Origin of the sequence: Flectobacillus sp. (assembly GCF_049240685.1) — a bacterium.
Lineage (GTDB): Bacteria > Bacteroidota > Bacteroidia > Cytophagales > Spirosomataceae > Flectobacillus.
Window position 1 is genome coordinate 37,440 of sequence record NZ_JBMLSD010000199.1, and the last position, 18,527, is coordinate 55,966.

Consider the following 18,527-nt stretch of genomic DNA (forward strand, 5'->3'; position numbering starts at 1 on the left):
CAATTTCAAAAACAATAGAACTATGTATCATTATCGTAAAATGTTAGCCATAGCCTTCGGACTATGTGCATGGGATTCCTTTGCCCAAAATAAGGCTGATTTTCAAACCATTCCAAACGATGCCAAACCAAGAGTTTGGTGGCATTGGATGAATGGCAATGTGACCAAGACTGGTATCCAAAAAGACCTAGATTGGATGAAACGCATAGGAATTGGGGGATTTCAAAATTTTGATGCTAATCTATTTACGCCTCAAATCGTACCTCAAAAATTGGTATTTATGACGCCTGAGTGGAAGGATGCTTTTCAGTTTACGACCAATTTGGCGATTCAAAATAACCTTGAAATGGCAATTGCTGGTTCACCTGGTTGGAGTGTGACGGGGGGGCCTTGGGTAAAACCTGAGGATGGGATGAAGAAATATGTGTGGACTGAAATAACCGTATCAGGGGGTAAAAATTTTACAGGAAAACTCCCACAACCTCCCGATATCACAGGAAAATTTGGGAATGTACCTAGCGCTGTAAGTTCGTTGACGGGGGGTGTTCCTGATATATTACCCAAGTATTATCAAGATGCATTAGTCATTGCGTTTAAAAGGCCCAAAGCAGACACGGATTTTACCAAACTCAATCCAAAAGTAAGCTCCAGCGGTGGAAGTTTTTCTCTTAAAAATTTGACTGACAATGATTTAGATAAATCTTCATTTTTGCCACCTACCGAGATTGGACAAGATATGTGGGTACAGTATGAGTTTGAAAAACCTCAAACTTTTAAAGCTTTCTCAGTATCAGGTGCTGTGCATACGCCTTTAGAGGAGTTTGAAGGTGGACCCACCAATAGGAGCCTACAAGTAAGCCAAGATGGTATTACTTTTAAGGAAATTGCCAAAGTTTCGGGAAGCATTGTGCCGCATAATACCATTTCTTTTCCAGCAACAACAGCTAAATATTGGCGATTGGCTTACAAAACCTTACCGCCAACACCTAATATTTTTGGAGAGATGTTGGGAAATACCGAAGCCGCTAAACCTGAGGGAGTAAATCTCGCTGAATTTGTGTTGTATAGCACTGATAGAATCGATCAGTTTGAGGATAAAGCTGGTTTTACTCCATGGAAAGAAACGCCTTTTTCTACCCAAAATACCTCAGATGTAATTTTACCAACAGAGGTTATTGATTTAACTTCAAAAATGACCAATGACGGTACAATTCAATGGCAAGTCCCTGCTGGAGAATGGGTTATCATGAGATTTGGATACTCGTTGACGGGCCGTCAAAATCACCCAGCTTCTCCTGAAGCTACGGGCTTAGAGGTGGATAAACTTGATAAAGAGGCAGTTCGAAAATACATTAATACCTATCTTGACATGTATAAGGAGGCTACTGGCGGACAGATGGGGGCTAAGGGTTTGCAATATATGATTTTGGATAGTTATGAAGCAGGACACATGACTTGGACAAAGGCTTTTCCTGAAGAATTTCAAAAAAGAAGAGGATATGACATCAAAAACTGGATTCCAGTGCTGGCGGGTCGTGTGGTCAAAAATGTTGAAGCTAGTGAACGATTTTTATGGGATTTTAGAAAAACAATCGGTGAATTGATAGCTGAAAACCATTATGATGTGATAGGAGAGGAGCTAAAAAAGCGTGGAATGAAACGCTATACCGAATCGCATGAAAATAAGCGTATTTATTTAGCCGATGGTATGGACGTGAAAAAGAATGCTGATATTCCTATGTCGGCCATGTGGACGCCAGGTAGTTTGGCAGGTGGCTCAGAAGAAGAACCAAGAAGCGAAGCTGATATTCGCGAGTCTGCGTCGGTAGCCAATATTTATGGCAAACCTATTGTGGCTGCCGAGTCTATGACTTCGGTTGGAAATGCTTTTAGTTTTCATCCTGAAAAATTAAAACGTACTGCCGATTTGGAAATGGCTTCGGGCTTGAATCGCTTTGTGATTCATACTTCTGTGCATCAACCATTGGATGACAAAAAACCAGGGTTTTCTCTTGGACCATTTGGACAATATTTTACTCGCCACGAAACTTGGTCAGAGCAAGGTGGAAAGGCTTGGATGGAATATTTAGGAAGAAGTTGCTATTTATTACAACAAGGAAGAAATATTGCTGATATTTTATACTACTATGCTGAAAACCAAAATGTTACCTCTGTATGTCAGCAACAATTACCGACTATTCCAAAAGGATATGAGTTTGATTTTGTGAACGCCTCAGCCCTGAAAGATGCTATTTCAGCTAAAAATGGAAAGTTGGTTTCTTTGGCTGGAAACCAATATTCGGTCTTAAAAATTGACGATAATTCGCAATATATTACCATTGAAACGCTTCGTAAAATCAAACAGTTGGCGGATGTAGGCATATTGATTATTGGTAAAAAGCCTTTGAAATCACCAACTTTATCAGATAGTGAATTGGAGTTCCAAAAATTGGTAAATGAAATTTGGAGAAAGACCAATGTGGTCGAAAATTGGGACGATGCCCCAAAACAAGTCTTTCCTCAGGCTGATGTCCATATTACTCAAACTAATCATAAAATCTTGTTCAGACATCGCTCGGGCGAATCCGAAATTTATTGGTTAAATAATCGTAGTGAACAGCCAACCGATGCCGCAATAAGTTTTAGAGTGACAGGAAAAACACCTGAACTATGGAATGCCCAAACAGGTACTATCGAAAAAGTTTCTTATCAAATCAAGGATGGAAGAACTATCATTCCTATCCATTTTGAGTCCTGGGATGCTATTTTTGTTGTTTTTAAAGAAAATACAGACCAAACACAAAACAGTTTGACACTACTCAAAGAGGTCAATACAACAACTATTGCAAGCCCTTGGAAAGTAAGTTTTGGAGAGAAAAACGTTAATATAACTCAACTAGGTTCTTGGTCAGAAAATGCTGATAATGATATCAAATATTTCTCTGGTACAGCCACTTATGAAAATGCATTTACAGTTTCTGCTATCAATACTGGGTCGCAATATTGGTTGGATTTGGGTGAGGTGAAAAATATGGCAGAAGTATGGCTTAATGGAAAAAGTGTTGGATTACTTTGGAAAAAACCTTTCAAATTAGATATTTCTTCGGCTTTAAAAGTTGGGGATAATACTCTGACAATCAAGGTAACAAACCTTTGGGTAAATCGCCTGATTGGAGATGCTCAACCTGAAACAAAGGTGAAAACAACTTTTACAACCATGCCTTTTTATCAAGCTAACTCCCCTCTACTGCCTTCGGGGCTTTTGACAACAGTAAAATTGATTGAAAAGAAATAGTATCGCTAGATATAAACACGAGTCATATCAAATTTTAAGATTGGTTTTATTCTCTAAGTTTTCATCAAAAAAGCGGTCGGAAAATATTTTTCCAACCGCTTTTTTGATGAAACTGTGCTAGATTTACTTGGTTTGAGACGCAAGCATTGCGTCTCTACTGGGTGAATCTAAATTTTAACATAATCACTCATTTGCTAAATGACTAAATTAGGGATGACTCATGTTTGATATTACTACTCTATGCCTTACTCGGCTCAAGACGCAAAGCATTTACCCTTGATAAATCGGTAAGGAAAATTGAAAAATCGCTCCCTGGCCAAACTCTGATTTTACTTGTATTTGCCCTTGTTGTGCTTCGATAAATTGTTTGGCAATCGCCAAGCCCAAACCTGTGCCTTTGGGACTATTAGGCGCTTGGAAGTATTTATCAAAAATCCGATCTAGGTATTTGGCTTCTATTCCTTTCCCAAAATCCTGTACACCAAAAACCACCTGATTTTGTTCCTGAACAACAGAAATCAAAATTTTACTCTGTACTTCGCTGTAACGAATGGCATTAGTCAAGAGGTTGACTAAAACCCAAGCGGTTTTTTCGGCATCAGCCCAAACTTGAGGAAGGGCAGGAGCAAGGTCGATTTGGAATTCAATAGATTTTTGTTGTGCTTGAAAACCAACGGCCATACTTGCATAATCAATAATTTGAATAGGCGAAACAGCCTCAAAAGCCAAATTGATTTTACCACTTTCGACCTGTGTTAAATCCAATAACTCGCCAGTGATACCCAATAAGCGTTGACTTTCGTCTTTGATATTTTGTAATAGTCCTTGTTGCTCTGGATTCAGCTCTCCAATTTTGGGATTTTCGAGCAAAGACAAACTCATTTTGATAGAGGAAATAGGGGTTTTGAGTTCGTGAGAAATCGTAGCAATAAAGTTTGTTTTGGCAGCATCTAGCTCATGATATTTGGTAATATTTTGGAGAATAATCACTTTTCCTAAGAGTTTTTCTTCATTTTCTACTAAAATCCATTCTTTCGAGAAATAGGATTCTTTTCCACCAGTATATATTTTAATTTCCTGATTATCAGTAGAATGATTTAATAAACTTCGCATCAAATCGCTTTGAAGCGCTACATCTAAGGCTGATTTTCCCACCAATTCCTCTTGGTTGATATGTAGTAAATCCAAAGCAACGGAGTTGACAAATAGAATATGCTGATGGTCGTCTAGCCCAATCACCGCATCATTCAGTTTATTGATAATAGCCTCTATTCTTTTCTTTTCGGAAAGAATTTGAGCCAAACTCGAATGCTCATATTCATCAAGTTTTTGTGCCATTAAGTTAAATGCAGTAGCCAATTCGCCAAACTCATCATTCGAGCTAAAATGCAATCTTTGCTCATAGTTTTTAGCAGTAATGGCTCTAATCCCTTCGGTGAGTTGCTTGATAGGACTGGCCAGATAGGCAGGAAAATTTATGACGAAAGTAAAAGAGATTAGTAAACAAGTAATAGTGATGATTTTCAAGTAGTTAAGTGCCTCTTGAGAAACCATTTGTGCTGCTTCATTTTTTCTGAAAATAGCATTTTGGTTAATGGTTGCTATCTCAAAAAGATGGGCTTTTATACTTGGTAGAAATTGCGTATTATTCTGAGTTTTATACAAATTCCAAACTTTTCTTAATTCGATGGTTTCTTCTTTTTCACCTTTTTCGGTCAGGTTTTTTTCTTGTTGTTGAAGATTTTTTTCAAATGTAATCATCGCCAAGCTATCTGTCTGAGTATTGAGATCAAGACTTTCTTGCATTTTTTGGACATAACTAATTGATTCATAGTTATCTGTAAGGATATTGGCAGATTCTTCTTTGAGCTGATTGAGATAATACATGCCCATGCCACCAAGCAAGACGATTACCCCGAATAAAAACAAAAGCCCTAGTTGTAATTTGGTTTTGATAGTCATGACAGTAATATTAAATCAATCGGACTCGAAGATAATTTTTTTAGTAATTGGGTAAAGAAGTAGGCAGATTTTATACCTCTAAAACCTTCAATAATTGGTTTGCCCAAGCATATCGTTGAGATTTGTTGCTGCTCTGCAAAACTCATTATCGTATAGCCAATATCGTTGTGTTTGATTTTGACTACTTCCGCGCCCAGCTCCGTGGCCAGTTTGAGGTTGTTAATCAAGTGTCTTTGTACTGATAAATCGATTTTATCGCCTGCTTCACTTTCGGCTTGTACATACAAAACAAACCATTTGGCATCGTAATAAGAAGCTAGTCGGGCTGTTTTTCGAATAATCATTTTGGCACGGGGAGCATTAGAACTTATGCAAGCCAAAAATCGTTGCGGACTCAGCTTTACGGCGCTAACTTCATGAATCACCTTTCGTTCTACCTGATGCGCCACTTCTTTGAGTGCTAGTTCTCGCAATTGAAGAATATGAGCAGACTGAAAGAAATTTTTGAGTGCTGTTTCAATTTTGGCAGGCTCATATATTTTTCCCTGTTTGAGTCGGTCAATTAATTCGTCGGCAGTAAGGTCAATATTTACTACCTCGTTGGCTTGTTGTAAAATCGCATCAGGAATTCTTTCGGTGACTTCAACCTCGGTTATTTGTTTAATTTCTTGGTTTAAACTTTCGATATGCTGAATATTTACTGCCGAAATCACATTGATTCCTGCGTCTAGCAATTGCACCACATCTTGCCAGCGCTTTTCGTTTTTCGAACCTTCTATATTGCTATGAGCGAGTTCGTCGACAATCACCACTTCTGGATGAATACGCAAAACGCCTTCCAAATCCATTTCTTCCAACAATTTGCCCTTATAAAATAACTGTCGCCTCGGAATGATTGGCAAACCATCGAGCAAGGCATGGGTTTCGGCTCGAAGATGCGTTTCGACAAAAGCAATTTTGACATCTACCCCATTTTTCAAAAGACTATGCGCCTCCTGAAGCATACGATAGGTTTTGCCTACGCCTGCACACATTCCTATGTATATTTTGAGTTTTCCTCTTTTCGACGCCCTAATCAGTTCCAAGAAATAGGCGGCAGTATTTGAGTCGGACATAAAGGTTGTATTTATAGGGAACAGTATTAAAGGCACAAAGGCACAAAGTGAAGAAAATCTATTAGACACTTTGCCACTTTGTGCCTGTTCCCTTTGTCCCTGATAAAATTAAAACTGCACCGCAATTGAGCTGGTAATGGCTAAATTGTCATTTTTAGGTTGGGATTTTTCGGTGAAAATGGCTGAATTGGCATGATAGTTTTTTGCCTCTATTCTGAAAACAGCATTTTCGGCTACTTGATAATCCCAGTTGAGCGAATAACCTGTTACTTGAAAGCCTTCAGGGGTATTTGTTGAAATAATGACTCCATTTTTGTCTTGATAATATTCGTATCGAGCTGCTAGACGCATTTTGGGAGCTAATTGATAACGGACAATCGCCACAGGCGAGTACCAATTATTGTAACCATCTGTATTTACTTTTTGCTGAGAACCGTAATCAAAACCAGCGATGAATCCCCATTTTTCATGTTGATAAATAGCATACAAGTTTGAGAAATAACGTTTTTGACTGATATTATTTATTCCTTCATTGCCATAATAGGTGCTCCAATTAAGTGTTAAATTTTCGTTGGGCTTATGAGTAATTTGCGTTCCCAAGCTAACAGTTTGATTTCCATCAAGTCGTTTGATGCGTTGCCAACCATTCAGTGCCAATACGCTAGCTGTCCATTGCTGATTGGGACTGGTATAGCTCAGTTTAGCGCCAGATTCGTAATAAGGGGAGTTTTCTGCTAAAATACTTCTGGTGAGTGTCCAACAGTCTTTTGAAACAGCGCTTTCGAAACCAATATGCGAAGGAAGAATCCCTGCATCGAGCCAAATGTCGTGTTTTTGACTTAATTTTATTCCAACATTTGCTTCAAAAATATGCTGTAATAAAGGACTTTCGGCAGCCATATTATATTGGGCATAAGTACCTGCCATGATGGCTAAATTGGCACGTGTACGAGTGGATGAATAGGCTCCTTTGATGTACGCTAGGTTGATATTGAATTCATTATGACGATTATGATTGTACAAAAAACTAGGACGTAGATGATCGTCGGGTTGGTTGAAATCATAGGCATAATAAGCATCCACATATCCAGACCAAGTGATAGTAGAGTTGTTTGTTTGAGCCAATCCTTTACTCAAAAACATTAGCACTGAGGCACAAATCAATAATAATTTTTTCATGGTTTTGTTTCAAATTGCCTGAGCCATTGAGGCTCAGGCATAGTTGTTTTAAAAGGAACTTACACTAGTTCAAGACTTAGTCTTGGACTTATTTATTGAAACAGTTTTCAAACTGTTACGGACTTGAAATTTCTTATTCACAATTTACAACTCACAATTCTACATTAACACTCACAATCTATCCAAAGCCAAATTAAGTTCAAGTACATTCACAAAAGGAGTACCTGCAGGAGATTTTTCGAGGCTATTCATGACTACTTTTTGAATAATTTCGGTAGAATGATTTCTGGCTTTCGCTACTCTAGCAACTTGGATCAAAGCACTTTGTAAAGAAATATGTGGGTCAAGTCCGCTCCCTGATGCCGTTAATAATTCGGCTGGAATTTCGTTGGCTTTAACGCTTGGATTATGTACTAAAAAAGTATCTCGTCGAGCCTGAACGGTTTGAATATAATCAGGGTTTGAAGGACCTTTGTTTGAACCACCCGATACACTTGCATCATAATTTACCGCTGAAGGACGCCCCCAAAAGTATTTTGCTTGGGTGTAAGATTGTCCTATTTGTCTAACACCAACAATTTTGTCGCGTACTTTAACAAAATCTACATCGCCTTTATTGGGTGTAAATTGAGTGATTCCCAAAACTGCCAAGGGATATATAACTACCAACAAAATAAAGCAAGCAAGGCTTAATTTGATGGCTGTGAAAAGTTGATTTTTCATGGTAATAATTTTTTAAATTGAGTAGGCAAAAGATGAAATCTACAAAATTTTGCCTACTCAATTGTGTAATTTGATATTCAAACTTCAGTTGGAGGGCTGAAATTGAAGTTTAGAGTTTGTTAAACAGCTAAGGGAGAATGAAGAATTATGGATTAAAAAAAAATACATTCATAACTCACAATTCTTCATTCATATTTAAAACCAAACTGATACCAGCATGTCGAGTAATTTGATACCGATAAAAGGTACAATTACGCCGCCAAAGCCATAGACCAATAAGTTACGTTGTAACAAAGCCGAAGCCCCAATTGGTCGATATTTGACGCCACGCAAGGCCAATGGAATCAAAATTGGGATAATGATAGCGTTGAAAATTACTGCCGACAAAATAGCACTTTCAGGCGAATGCAAACGCATGATATTCAAAGATTGCAGAGCTGGAATACTTGCTACAAACAAAGCAGGTACAATCGCAAAATATTTGGCTACGTCATTGGCAATCGAGAAAGTCGTAAGCGTACCGCGCGTCATCAATAATTGTTTACCTATTTCTACGATTTCAATTAATTTGGTTGGGTCGTTGTCCAAATCTACCATATTACTCGCCTCTTTGGCTGCGGCAGTACCCGAGTTCATCGCTACGCCTACATCGGCTTGGGCTAGGGCAGGGGCATCGTTGGTACCGTCACCCATCATGGCTACAAGTTTACCACTGGCTTGCTCGGCTTTGATATAGTTCATTTTATCCTCGGGTTTTGCTTCTGCGATAAAATCATCAACGCCAGCTTTTTGGGCAATATATTTGGCTGTCAATGGGTTGTCACCTGTTACCATTACGGTTTTTACCCCCATTTTTCTCAAACGTTCAAAACGTTCTTGAATACCCGTTTTGATAATATCCTGTAATTCAATAATACCTAAAACTTGCTGATTTTGAGCCACTACCAAAGGTGTACCGCCATTACTGGCAATACTTTTGGTTCTTTCCACTACCTCATCAGGAAAAGAATTTCCCGCTTTTTCAACCCAATTTTTGATAGAATCCATAGCACCTTTTCTGATACTTATATTGCCTAAATCCACACCAGAAGCACGAGTTTCGGCGGTAAAAGGAATGGCTTTGGCTTCCATTGGCAATTTAGGAATTGTATAGCCAATTTGACTAGCCAATTCTATAACCGATTTCCCTTCTGGGGTTTCATCTACCAATGAGCTTAGAACTACCGCCTCAACAAAATCTTCGGTTTTTTGATTAGGTGCTGGGTAAAAATGGGTGGCTTTACGGTTACCGATGGTGATGGTACCTGTTTTGTCCAATAATAAAACATCAATATCTCCCGCTGTTTCAACGGCTTTCCCCGACTTGGTAATCACATTGGCACGCAATGCTCTGTCCATCCCTGCGATACCAATGGCTGATAAAAGTCCGCCAATCGTAGTCGGAATCAGACATACAAAAAGAGAGATATAAGCCGCAATCGTAATCGGCGTATTGGCATAGTCAGCAAATGGCTTTAGACTTACACATACGATGATAAAAATTAAGGTAAAACCAGCTAACAAGATAGTCAAGGCGATTTCGTTGGGTGATTTCTGGCGAGAAGCACCTTCAACCAAAGCAATCATTTTATCCAAAAAGCTCTCACCAGGTTGTGTCGTAACTCGTACTTTGATTTTATCAGAAAGTACTTTTGTACCACCTGTTACCGAGGATTTATCACCACCTGCTTCACGAATCACAGGCGCAGACTCACCCGTAATGGCTGATTCGTCTATAGTAGCCAAGCCTTCAATAATCTCACCATCGCTTGGGATGATATCGCCTGCTTCGCAAATGAATACATCTCCTTTGGTCAAACTTGAAGAGCTTACCGATTGTATTTGGTCGTTTTTGAGCAATTTGGCTGGCGTTTCCTCACGCGTTTTACGTAAAGATTCTGCTTGTGCTTTGCCACGTGCTTCGGCGATAGCCTCGGCAAAATTGGCAAATAATAAGGTCAAAAAAAGCACAAAAAATACGATAGCGTTATAGACAAACGAACCTTGGTCGGGCTGAGAAATACTATAAATACTTACCAAAAACATCACCACCGTACCGATTTCAACCGTAAACATGACGGGGTTGTGGTACATTTGTTTGGGACTGAGTTTTGAAAATGCTGCTGATAAAGCTTCTTTTACCATTTTTTGGGTAAAAAGCGCATTGGATGTCGTTTTCATATTATTGATTGAGTGTTTGGATAAAAATTTATCTGAACTCAAGTTTTTATTTCAAAGAAAAATGTTCTGCTAATGGACCGAGCGTTAGGGCAGGGAAGAAGGCAAGGGCTACTAGGATTAAAATTACGGCAAACATTAGTATCCCAAATGTTAGGGTATCAAGCTGTAAAGTTCCTGCACCAGAGGGAATATGCTTTTTCTTAGCCAAAATTCCTGCAATAGCCACTGGACCAATAATGGGGATATATCTACTCAAAATCAGGACAATACCTGTCGAGATATTCCAGAATGGTGTATTGTCGCCTAATCCTTCAAAACCTGAACCGTTGTTTGCAGCAGATGAGGTGTATTCATAAAGCATTTCTGAGAAGCCATGAAATCCTGGGTTATTGAGCCAACCAATATCGGGTTTTTGATGTGCTACGTAAGATGCTATAGCTGTTCCTAGCAAAATCAAGAAAGGGTGTAAAAGTGCGATGAGCGTGGCAATTTTCATTTCTCGTGCTTCAATCTTTTTCCCAAACAATTCAGGCGTACGACCTACCATCAAACCTGCAATAAATACGGCAATGATGATGAATACATAAAAGTTAAGAAAACCTACACCTACGCCTCCATAAAGTGCATTGATCATCATGCCAAGTAGCGCGCTCATGCCCGTTAATGGCATCAAACTGTCGTGCATCGCATTGACCGAACCGTTAGAGGTAACCGTTGTAATAATAGCCCAGTAAGTAGAAAGAGTTGTCCCAAAACGAGTTTCTTTTCCTTCCATATTTCCCAAAGTTTGAGCAACGCCCAAGTGGTCAACAGCTGGATTACCTTGCCATTCGAAATATAAGGCAGGAGCTATAAGCGCCAAGAAACCTACGGTCATTACCCCAAAAATTACCCAAGCTAATTTTTTACGATTGAGATAAAATCCTAAGGCAAAGACCATTGCAATGGGAATCAGGATAATGCTAATACTTTCAATGGCATTGCTCCAATAGGTTGGATTTTCGAGTGGGTGACTAGAGTTTGCACCAAAGAAACCACCGCCGTTAGTACCTAACTGCTTGATAGCGACCATCGCTGCTGCTGGTCCACGAGCCACTTGTACGGCATTTCCCTCCAATGTGTGAATGCTGGCTTTGCCCTCAATGTTCATCGGAACGCCTTCGAAAAGAAGCAAACTTGCTACAATCAAAGCTAACGGTAACAAAATACGTGTGTTCGATTGAATGAAATAGGTGTAGAAGTTACCTAGTTTTTGGCTTGTTTGCTCACGCATTGCTTTGAACACCACAGCACAAGCAGCCATACCTGTTGCGGCTGTCACAAATTGTAAAAACATCAAGCAGGTGATTTGTCCTAAATAGGACATACCTGTTTCGCCTGAATAATGTTGTAAGTTACAGTTTACCAAAAATGATACCGCCGTATTAAAAGCTAAATCGGGCGACATAGAAGGATTATGGTCGGGATTCCACGGAAGCCATCCTTGGTTCATCAAAATAAACATAGCGAACAAAAACCAAATGAGGTTGATACTCAAAAGCGCTTTCAAACTTTCTTGCCATGTCATTTCGAGCTTGGGATTGATTCCGCCAATTTTATAAAAAAGTCTTTCTATGCCTCCAAATATTTTGTCGCTCCAATGCGGAGCACCTGTATAAATGGCAGAAATGTATTTTCCTAAAGGCCATGCCAGTAAAATTGTCAGTACAAAGGTGGCAATGATGCCTAATAAATCAGTTTCCATGTTGGGTAATAGGGATTTTCAAAATTGAGCGTTTTCCTACAATTGCGATAGTTGATTGTTGGGCTAAAATTTTTCAGGTTTCAATAAAACATAAAACAGATAGCCAAAAACGGCGATGGATAAAACCAGCAATAGAGTCATCATGATGAATAGGGTTTTGTGTATTAAATTTTTTCAAAAAAATCTATCGTCCAATCGAATAGATAGAAGGCCAAAAGACCTAAAAGCACGAGAATGATGGTAAGTAGCATTTTGTTAGGGTTTTTAATTGTTCTTTGCTACTAGGTGTGCCAAAGTCTATTCCATTCTTACAGATTTTTATGAAAAATTATTTTAATTGCCTGATTAATAGATAGTTGTTTTTGTGATTTTTGTTTTGAAGAAATTTAGGCCAAATAAAAACCCTTCCAAAATGAAAGGGTTTTTACCAAAATGGAAATGATTGTGAATGTTTTATTGCCTAGTTCGAGACTTTGTTAAGGGCTAGTTGTATTCTAAAAAATAATTAAAACCTTTTGCCGAAAGCCCATAGCTGATTGCTGAAAGCGTATATCAGATTTTGAGCGAGATGCCGTATTCTTCCATTTTACGATAAAGTGTCGTGAGACCAATATTGAGCAGTCGAGCGGTTTCGGTCTTATTGCCTTTGGTATGTTGAAGTACTTTTTCGATATGAAATTTTTCTACAGATTGTAAATCCAATCCACTTGGCGCATCGGCTTGGGTGTGGTGGATAAGATTGGGAGGGAGACAGTCTTTTTGGAGTTGACCGTTATTTTGTAGAATAAGAGCACGTTCGATGACATTTTTTAATTCACGAATATTGCCAGGCCAAGTATAGTTTTCAAGTATTTGTTGAAACTCAGCTGTCATCGTAACTTGCTGAAAACCATGTTTTTTACTTAAATCTTTGATAAAATATTTACTCAAAAGCACAATATCCGTTTTGCGCTCACGCAAGGCGGGTAGTGAAATTTGAAATACCGAAAGACGATAATATAAATCCAGACGGAAATGTCCTATTTGGGAGTCTTTTTCTAAATCTCGATTGGTTGCCGAAATCACCCGAACATCCACTTTAACTTCTTTGGTATCGCCTACGCGCAAGAAAGTGCCTGATTCTAAGACCCTTAAAAGTTTCGCTTGTAGGTCGAGCGACATTTCGCCGATTTCATCCAGAAAGATTGTGCCTTTGTGAGCTACTTCAAATAAGCCTTTTTTGTCTTTCAGCGCACCTGTGAATGCCCCAGCTTTATGTCCAAATAGCTCTGATTCAAGGATTTCGCGTGAAAAGGCTGCGCAGTTGATAGCCACAAAATTTTCGTTATGTCTGGCAGATGCTTCATGAATAGCTTGGGCAAAAACTTCTTTTCCTGTGCCTGTTTCGCCAGTGAGTAAAACAGTTGTGCTGGTTTGAGCCACTCGTTTGGCCATATTCACGGCATTTTCGATAATTGAAGTTTTACCAATTACTTTATCAAATCCTGATAATGAGGCTTCTGAAGCATTTGCTTGATTGGCTTTTTGCATTGCCAAGTCAAGCATAGGAATCATTTTTTCGTTATCGTCTCCTTTTACCAAATAATCAAAAGCACCGTTTTTCATAGCCTTAACACCATCTTGAATCGTACCATAGGCAGTCATTACAATAATTTCGAGATGAGGATACTGAGATTTTAGTTTTGCTGTAAAATCAACGCCGTTACCATCGGGGAGCTTTACATCCGACATAACGACTTTTATGGGGTGTCGTTCAAGTATTTGCCACGCAGATTTAAGGTCTCCTGCTTCAAAAACGGTGTAATCTTCCAACTCCACAATACGCTTGAGCAGTCCACGTAACTGCTTTTCATCATCAATAATCAGTACTACACCCTTTGTTTCCATAGATTTTCTTTTGTTGACTAATGCTACAAAGTAAATAGAATTATGCTTAGGGTGTATATCTGAGCCTATGGAGATGTTGTTTATGGTGGATTGGGGATTTTTGATTTCGGAATTAGATTTATTTTTTATTATTATAAAGCAAAAGTTCTCTCGAAGTTTGTGATTGAGTGATTTGTGGTTTAATGATTTAAAGAAAATCACTAAACCACTCAATTACTCAATAGATAAACACCTTTTTACTTTTTTATTTCAAAGTTATAACTACCAGATTCTAATGGGATTATGATAAATCCTTTTTCAGATTTAACTCCTTTCCGTGTACTCAAAGATTTGCCATTTTCCGAAATTTGAGCCATTGATTTGGCGGGTAAATAGAGCGTCGCTGTCGTATTGGCTGGAACCGTAGTGCTGTAAGTCCAAGTATTTGGTTGGCTTTTCCAAGCGCTAGCGATGCGACCATACATCGAATCATAATAGCCTTTAGCTTCAGTAATTTGACCATTTGGGTCAGGGGTTGGCATGAGGATAAATTCCTTAAAACCAGCCTTTTCTGGGTGTCTTTGAATGCCCAATGAATAGTTGTACATCCAAGCGGCTACTGCCCCAAAAGAATAGTGGTTGAAGGAGTTCATGCTATTGTTTCCTCCAAAGCCATTTTCGACGGTATAAGAGTTGAGACGTTCCCAAATGGAAGTGGCGCCATTAACTACCGAATACAACCAAGATGGATACTGTTTATTGGTCAAAAGCTTGTAGGCCAAATCATGATTGCCATTTACAGAAAGAGCTTCGCTGATAGAGGCTGTGCCGATGAATCCTGTCATTAAAGAATAATTTGGGCGTTCGATGCCGCTATCATCTTTATTGGTTCTCGAAACGGCTTCATTCAGATATTGAATAGCAAAAGGTTTATTTTTTTCGTCAAATACGTCCAAAGCTAACGGAATAGCATACGAAGCTTGGGTATCTATGATTACTCCTTTATCCGTTTTTCCTGTTCCTTCTTTTTCGTTTGGTGGCCCCCAAAAACCTGTTTTTACGCCAGATTTTACGGTTCTGTGAGAGTTTTTGTCGATATAAATCTCGTTGAATGCTTGTTTGATTTCTTCGCTACGTTTTTTCAAGGCTATTGCTTCTTCTTTTTTACCTAAAATAAAAGCCATTTGACTCATCAATTTCAAATCATACGAGAAATACGCCATCCAGAAAAGGGTATTATCATTTTTGTTTCCTTCTGGACTCAGCCAGTCGCCCAAAGGCCCTTCGTTGAGGATACCCGTGTTTTTATCAATTTTTGATTCTAAAAAGTTGATATACTTTTTCATAGCCTCAAAATGTTCTCCTAACAACTGAATATCACCATATTGACGATACGTTTCCCAAGCGACTACAATACCAGCACTACCCCAAAGCGTGCCTCCAAAACCGCCTCCAAGTGGCGCAACGTCTGTAAAACGTCCATTTTCGTCTTGTACATCACGCATAGCCAAAAGGTGTCGTCTCAAGAATGAATTGGCATCAGTCAAATAAGTAGCAGTTTTAGAAAATACCGAAATATCACCGCTCCAGCCCATACGCTCGTTACGTGCTGGCGTATCGGTTGGAATAGAAAGGAAGTTACTGCGCAACGACCAAGTAATATTTTGCCAAAGTTTATTAACTAATGGGTCTGAGGTTTCGTAGCTTGACGATAATTCGTTTACTGAGCTGATAACCAATCCTTTAATGTCACTAACAGGGATAGCCTGTTGTATGCCTGTAATTTCGAGATAGCGATAGCCATGAAAAGTAAATCTTGGTTGAATTACCTCATCTCCACCTTTCAAGATATATTGGTCGGTGGTGAGTGCTGCACGGATGTTTTCCATCATTACCATGCCTTCATTGCCTTTGTATGCTTCCAAATTAGGATATTTGATTTCGGCATAGCGCATGGTGATGACTTGACCTTTTTGACCATTTTTAATTTTAATCTGCGGAAAGCCTACCATATTTTGTCCCATGTCATAAACAAATACTTTTGGACGAACTTCCTCAACGCTTTGTGCCTGAAGCGTTTTAACAATGCTTGCATTTTCTCCAATCTGTCCAATTAATTTGAAATCTTGGTAATCAAAAGTATATTTTTGACCAAAAACATCCCTAAAAGTTCCCATGTAGGCATTGCCTTCGAGGGGTACTTCTACGGCTTTTTTCCAAGATTTGTCATCATAATTACTCAATGTCCATCCTTGAATATCAGCTTCTTTAGTGGCATCATACACTTCTCCTTGGAAGAATGAGCCGTATCTAATTGGGCCGTCGGAATTGAGCTTCCAAGTATTTGGATTTGAGTCAACAACTTGCTCTGATCCATCGGTATAAGTAATAATTATTTTGGCCAAAAGAGATTGTCTATCGCCAAAGAAATTCCAATGGTTTCCACTGTAAGTAATATTGCCACTCCACCAGCCTTCGCTCAGCCATGTTCCTAGCGCATTTTTTCCTGTCGAAATAGAAGACGTGATATCAAAAGTTTGATAGGTATGATTTTTATTGTACTGTGTCAGTCCCGGGTTGAAGTAGTCGTTACTCACTCTTTTTCCGTTGAGGTATGCTTCATAAATACCTCTGGCTGTGATATACAAGCGAGCTTTTTGAATAGCTTTTTGACTTACCTCAAAAGTAGTTCGAAGCATTGGCTCTGCATTGCGACTAGCGTTTACCGTTAGCAAGGTATTTTCTACACGATATTGGTTGTTTTGTGCCAGAACGCCATTTCCGATAAAAATATTGGCTTTAGTATCTTCAAAGATAGCATTAGAGGGATAGCGGTAGTTTTTGACTTGAATCTCAGAAAAATACGCTATTTGATTTTGTCCTACTTTAAAACCCATGTCTGCTACCATCGGATAACTTAAATAATCATTGCCCGCACCAACTGGATTGAGGTTGAGCCCTCTTGGGCCAAACCTAGAGGTGGGTTCTAAGGAAGGGTCTTTTAACTTATGCTTTTCGTCGTTGCCATCGATATAAAACTCAAAGAGCCCAAAGATTGATTCAGTGAGAATCTGGTGTTTTTGGTATTTATTTGATTGATTAATAAGGGTTTGAGGAATTGTAATAACTTTTATAGGCGTATTTTCTTGGTCCGTTTTTGTATAACCTACTCGATAGATATTGAGCTTTGCGTTGGAGGTAGGCTCAGATGTTAGCGTGCTAATATCCAATTCTATAGCAACATAGCTCTCATTCCTTTGGCGCTCTACAGCCATGTAGTTTAAGTAGCGATTGGCTAGGCGCGGGTCATTAGCGCCAAAAATAAACGAAGCTTTGGTGCTATTACTAGCTTCATCGAGTTGAATGGAGTAAGAAAGCTTAAAAACTGAAAGAGCATGAGGATAAAAAACGAGGTCTTCGTTGGTACCACCTACCCATTTGGCATTTCCCCAAGCTTCTTGTTTGGGGTTCATTAGGCCTGTTTCGAACCATGAGTTGGCTGTTGAACTTTTGCCTTTATTATCCCAAACTGTCAAAAACCATGTGTATCTGGTACGAGCTTGCAAGGGTTTTCCTTGATATTGAATAGCATGAGAAATACTCGAGTTGACCTTTACAGATTGCCAAACTTCCTGATTTTTTTCATCAATTACTCTAATCTGATAGGCCACTTGCGACAAACCTTTTATAGAAGATAGGGCTTTCATTTGCCATGAAAACTGAGGTATGCTTAAATCTGTGCCGAGAGGTTGGGTTTGATAATTGACCTGTAATTTTTGAAGGGTAAAATTAGCCCATGCTTTTGCCCCAGCAAGAAAGCTCATTAACAATAGCAGTAATACGCCTTTTTTCATTTTTAATTATTAATAATGTTCTAAAAAAAATTGAATAAGTTCAAATTTAAGCATTTCAATTTTTTAACTATCATATACTGTCTATGTTAAAAAGATTTTAGAAGTTTGTATGATTTTATGTTGTTGATAATCAGTTTTTTAGATAAATGAAATTTAATTTTCTTTTTGATACATTAAATAAAAAGCTATTTAACACTCTTCGCTTTGAGCTTGGCATTAGGCATTAGGCATTAGGCATTAGGCTGTAGGCTTTAAGCTGTAGGCATTAGGCAAGCACAGCTCTTTGCCTTGAGCTTGGCTTTGGGCTGTAAGCTGTAGGCATTAGGCAAGCATAACTCTTTGCCTTGAGCTTGGCTTTAGGCTGTAAGCCGTAGGCATTTGGCAAGCATAACTCTTTGCCTTGAGCTTGGCTTTGGGCTGTAAGCTGTAGGCATTGGCAAGCACAGCTCTTTGCCTGTTCCCTTGTGCCTGTTGCCTTGTGCCTGTTCCCTCGTGCCTGTTCCCTCGTACCTTCAAAACCTTTTGATTAAGCAAATGCTCCGCCATCTACAGCCATACAATGACCTGTA

General features: G+C 38.9%; 10 protein-coding genes. 1 reads left to right on the forward strand and 9 read right to left on the reverse strand.

Going from position 1 to position 18,527, the window contains the following annotated elements; genetic code table 11:
- The first annotated feature begins 22 nt into the window (after positions 1-22).
- Entirely contained in the window at positions 23-3,295 is a 3,273-nt protein-coding gene (locus ACOVQ4_RS09160; RefSeq protein WP_421820351.1) for a glycosyl hydrolase, read from the forward strand.
- Between the two features lie 270 nt (positions 3,296-3,565).
- Here the strand turns inward: ACOVQ4_RS09160 and ACOVQ4_RS09165 are convergent, their stop codons facing one another.
- The 9 genes from ACOVQ4_RS09165 to ACOVQ4_RS09205 all read right to left on the reverse strand — a co-directional run bounded on the left by ACOVQ4_RS09165 (position 3,566) and on the right by ACOVQ4_RS09205 (position 17,958).
- Complete coding sequence (locus ACOVQ4_RS09165; protein WP_421820352.1) at positions 3,566-5,257, reverse strand: ATP-binding protein; 1,692 nt, start codon at positions 5,255-5,257, stop codon at positions 3,566-3,568.
- Entirely contained in the window at positions 5,254-6,372 is a 1,119-nt protein-coding gene (locus tag ACOVQ4_RS09170) for a sensor protein KdpD (RefSeq protein ID WP_421820353.1), read from the reverse strand. Before ACOVQ4_RS09170 ends, ACOVQ4_RS09165 begins: the two co-directional genes overlap by 4 nt.
- A 108-nt stretch (positions 6,373-6,480) precedes the next feature.
- Positions 6,481-7,551 carry a porin gene (locus ACOVQ4_RS09175; RefSeq protein WP_421820354.1) on the reverse strand — a complete coding sequence of 357 codons (1,071 nt, stop codon included), beginning with the start codon at positions 7,549-7,551 and terminating at the stop codon, positions 6,481-6,483.
- A gap of 171 nt (positions 7,552-7,722) precedes the next feature.
- On the reverse strand, positions 7,723-8,274 hold the full coding sequence (gene kdpC / locus ACOVQ4_RS09180) for a K(+)-transporting ATPase subunit C (RefSeq protein WP_421820355.1): 552 nt from the start codon (positions 8,272-8,274) through the stop codon (positions 7,723-7,725).
- A 195-nt stretch (positions 8,275-8,469) separates the two neighbouring features.
- Positions 8,470-10,494: a potassium-transporting ATPase subunit KdpB gene (kdpB, locus tag ACOVQ4_RS09185; RefSeq protein ID WP_421820356.1), complete on the reverse strand. Its 2,025-nt coding sequence runs from the start codon at positions 10,492-10,494 to the stop codon at positions 8,470-8,472.
- A gap of 46 nt (positions 10,495-10,540) precedes the next feature.
- Positions 10,541-12,238 carry a potassium-transporting ATPase subunit KdpA gene (kdpA, locus tag ACOVQ4_RS09190; RefSeq protein WP_421820357.1) on the reverse strand — a complete coding sequence of 566 codons (1,698 nt, stop codon included), beginning with the start codon at positions 12,236-12,238 and terminating at the stop codon, positions 10,541-10,543.
- Between the two features lie 63 nt (positions 12,239-12,301).
- Positions 12,302-12,382, reverse strand: a complete 81-nt coding sequence (gene kdpF, locus ACOVQ4_RS09195; protein WP_095164260.1) for a K(+)-transporting ATPase subunit F — start codon at positions 12,380-12,382, stop codon at positions 12,302-12,304.
- Between the two features lie 408 nt (positions 12,383-12,790).
- Positions 12,791-14,125 (reverse strand): sigma-54-dependent transcriptional regulator, encoded by a 1,335-nt coding sequence (locus ACOVQ4_RS09200; RefSeq protein WP_421820358.1) that lies wholly within the window; start codon positions 14,123-14,125, stop codon positions 12,791-12,793.
- A gap of 236 nt (positions 14,126-14,361) precedes the next feature.
- Entirely contained in the window at positions 14,362-17,958 is a 3,597-nt protein-coding gene (locus ACOVQ4_RS09205) for a family 78 glycoside hydrolase catalytic domain (protein ID WP_421820359.1), read from the reverse strand.
- Between the last annotated feature and the right edge of the window lie 569 nt (positions 17,959-18,527).

Excerpts from the sequence above, each read along its gene's own strand:
- ACOVQ4_RS09160 (WP_421820351.1), top strand. The coding sequence starts at position 23 with ATGTATCATTATCGTAAAATGTTAGCCATAGCCTTCGGACTATGTGCA.
- ACOVQ4_RS09165 (WP_421820352.1), bottom strand. The coding sequence starts at position 5,257 with ATGACTATCAAAACCAAATTACAACTAGGGCTTTTGTTTTTATTCGGG.
- ACOVQ4_RS09170 (WP_421820353.1), bottom strand. The coding sequence starts at position 6,372 with ATGTCCGACTCAAATACTGCCGCCTATTTCTTGGAACTGATTAGGGCG.
- ACOVQ4_RS09175 (WP_421820354.1), bottom strand. The coding sequence starts at position 7,551 with ATGAAAAAATTATTATTGATTTGTGCCTCAGTGCTAATGTTTTTGAGT.
- kdpC (WP_421820355.1), bottom strand. The coding sequence starts at position 8,274 with ATGAAAAATCAACTTTTCACAGCCATCAAATTAAGCCTTGCTTGCTTT.
- kdpB (WP_421820356.1), bottom strand. The coding sequence starts at position 10,494 with ATGAAAACGACATCCAATGCGCTTTTTACCCAAAAAATGGTAAAAGAA.
- kdpA (WP_421820357.1), bottom strand. The coding sequence starts at position 12,238 with ATGGAAACTGATTTATTAGGCATCATTGCCACCTTTGTACTGACAATT.
- kdpF (WP_095164260.1), bottom strand. The coding sequence starts at position 12,382 with ATGATGACTCTATTGCTGGTTTTATCCATCGCCGTTTTTGGCTATCTG.
- ACOVQ4_RS09200 (WP_421820358.1), bottom strand. The coding sequence starts at position 14,125 with ATGGAAACAAAGGGTGTAGTACTGATTATTGATGATGAAAAGCAGTTA.
- ACOVQ4_RS09205 (WP_421820359.1), bottom strand. The coding sequence starts at position 17,958 with ATGAAAAAAGGCGTATTACTGCTATTGTTAATGAGCTTTCTTGCTGGG.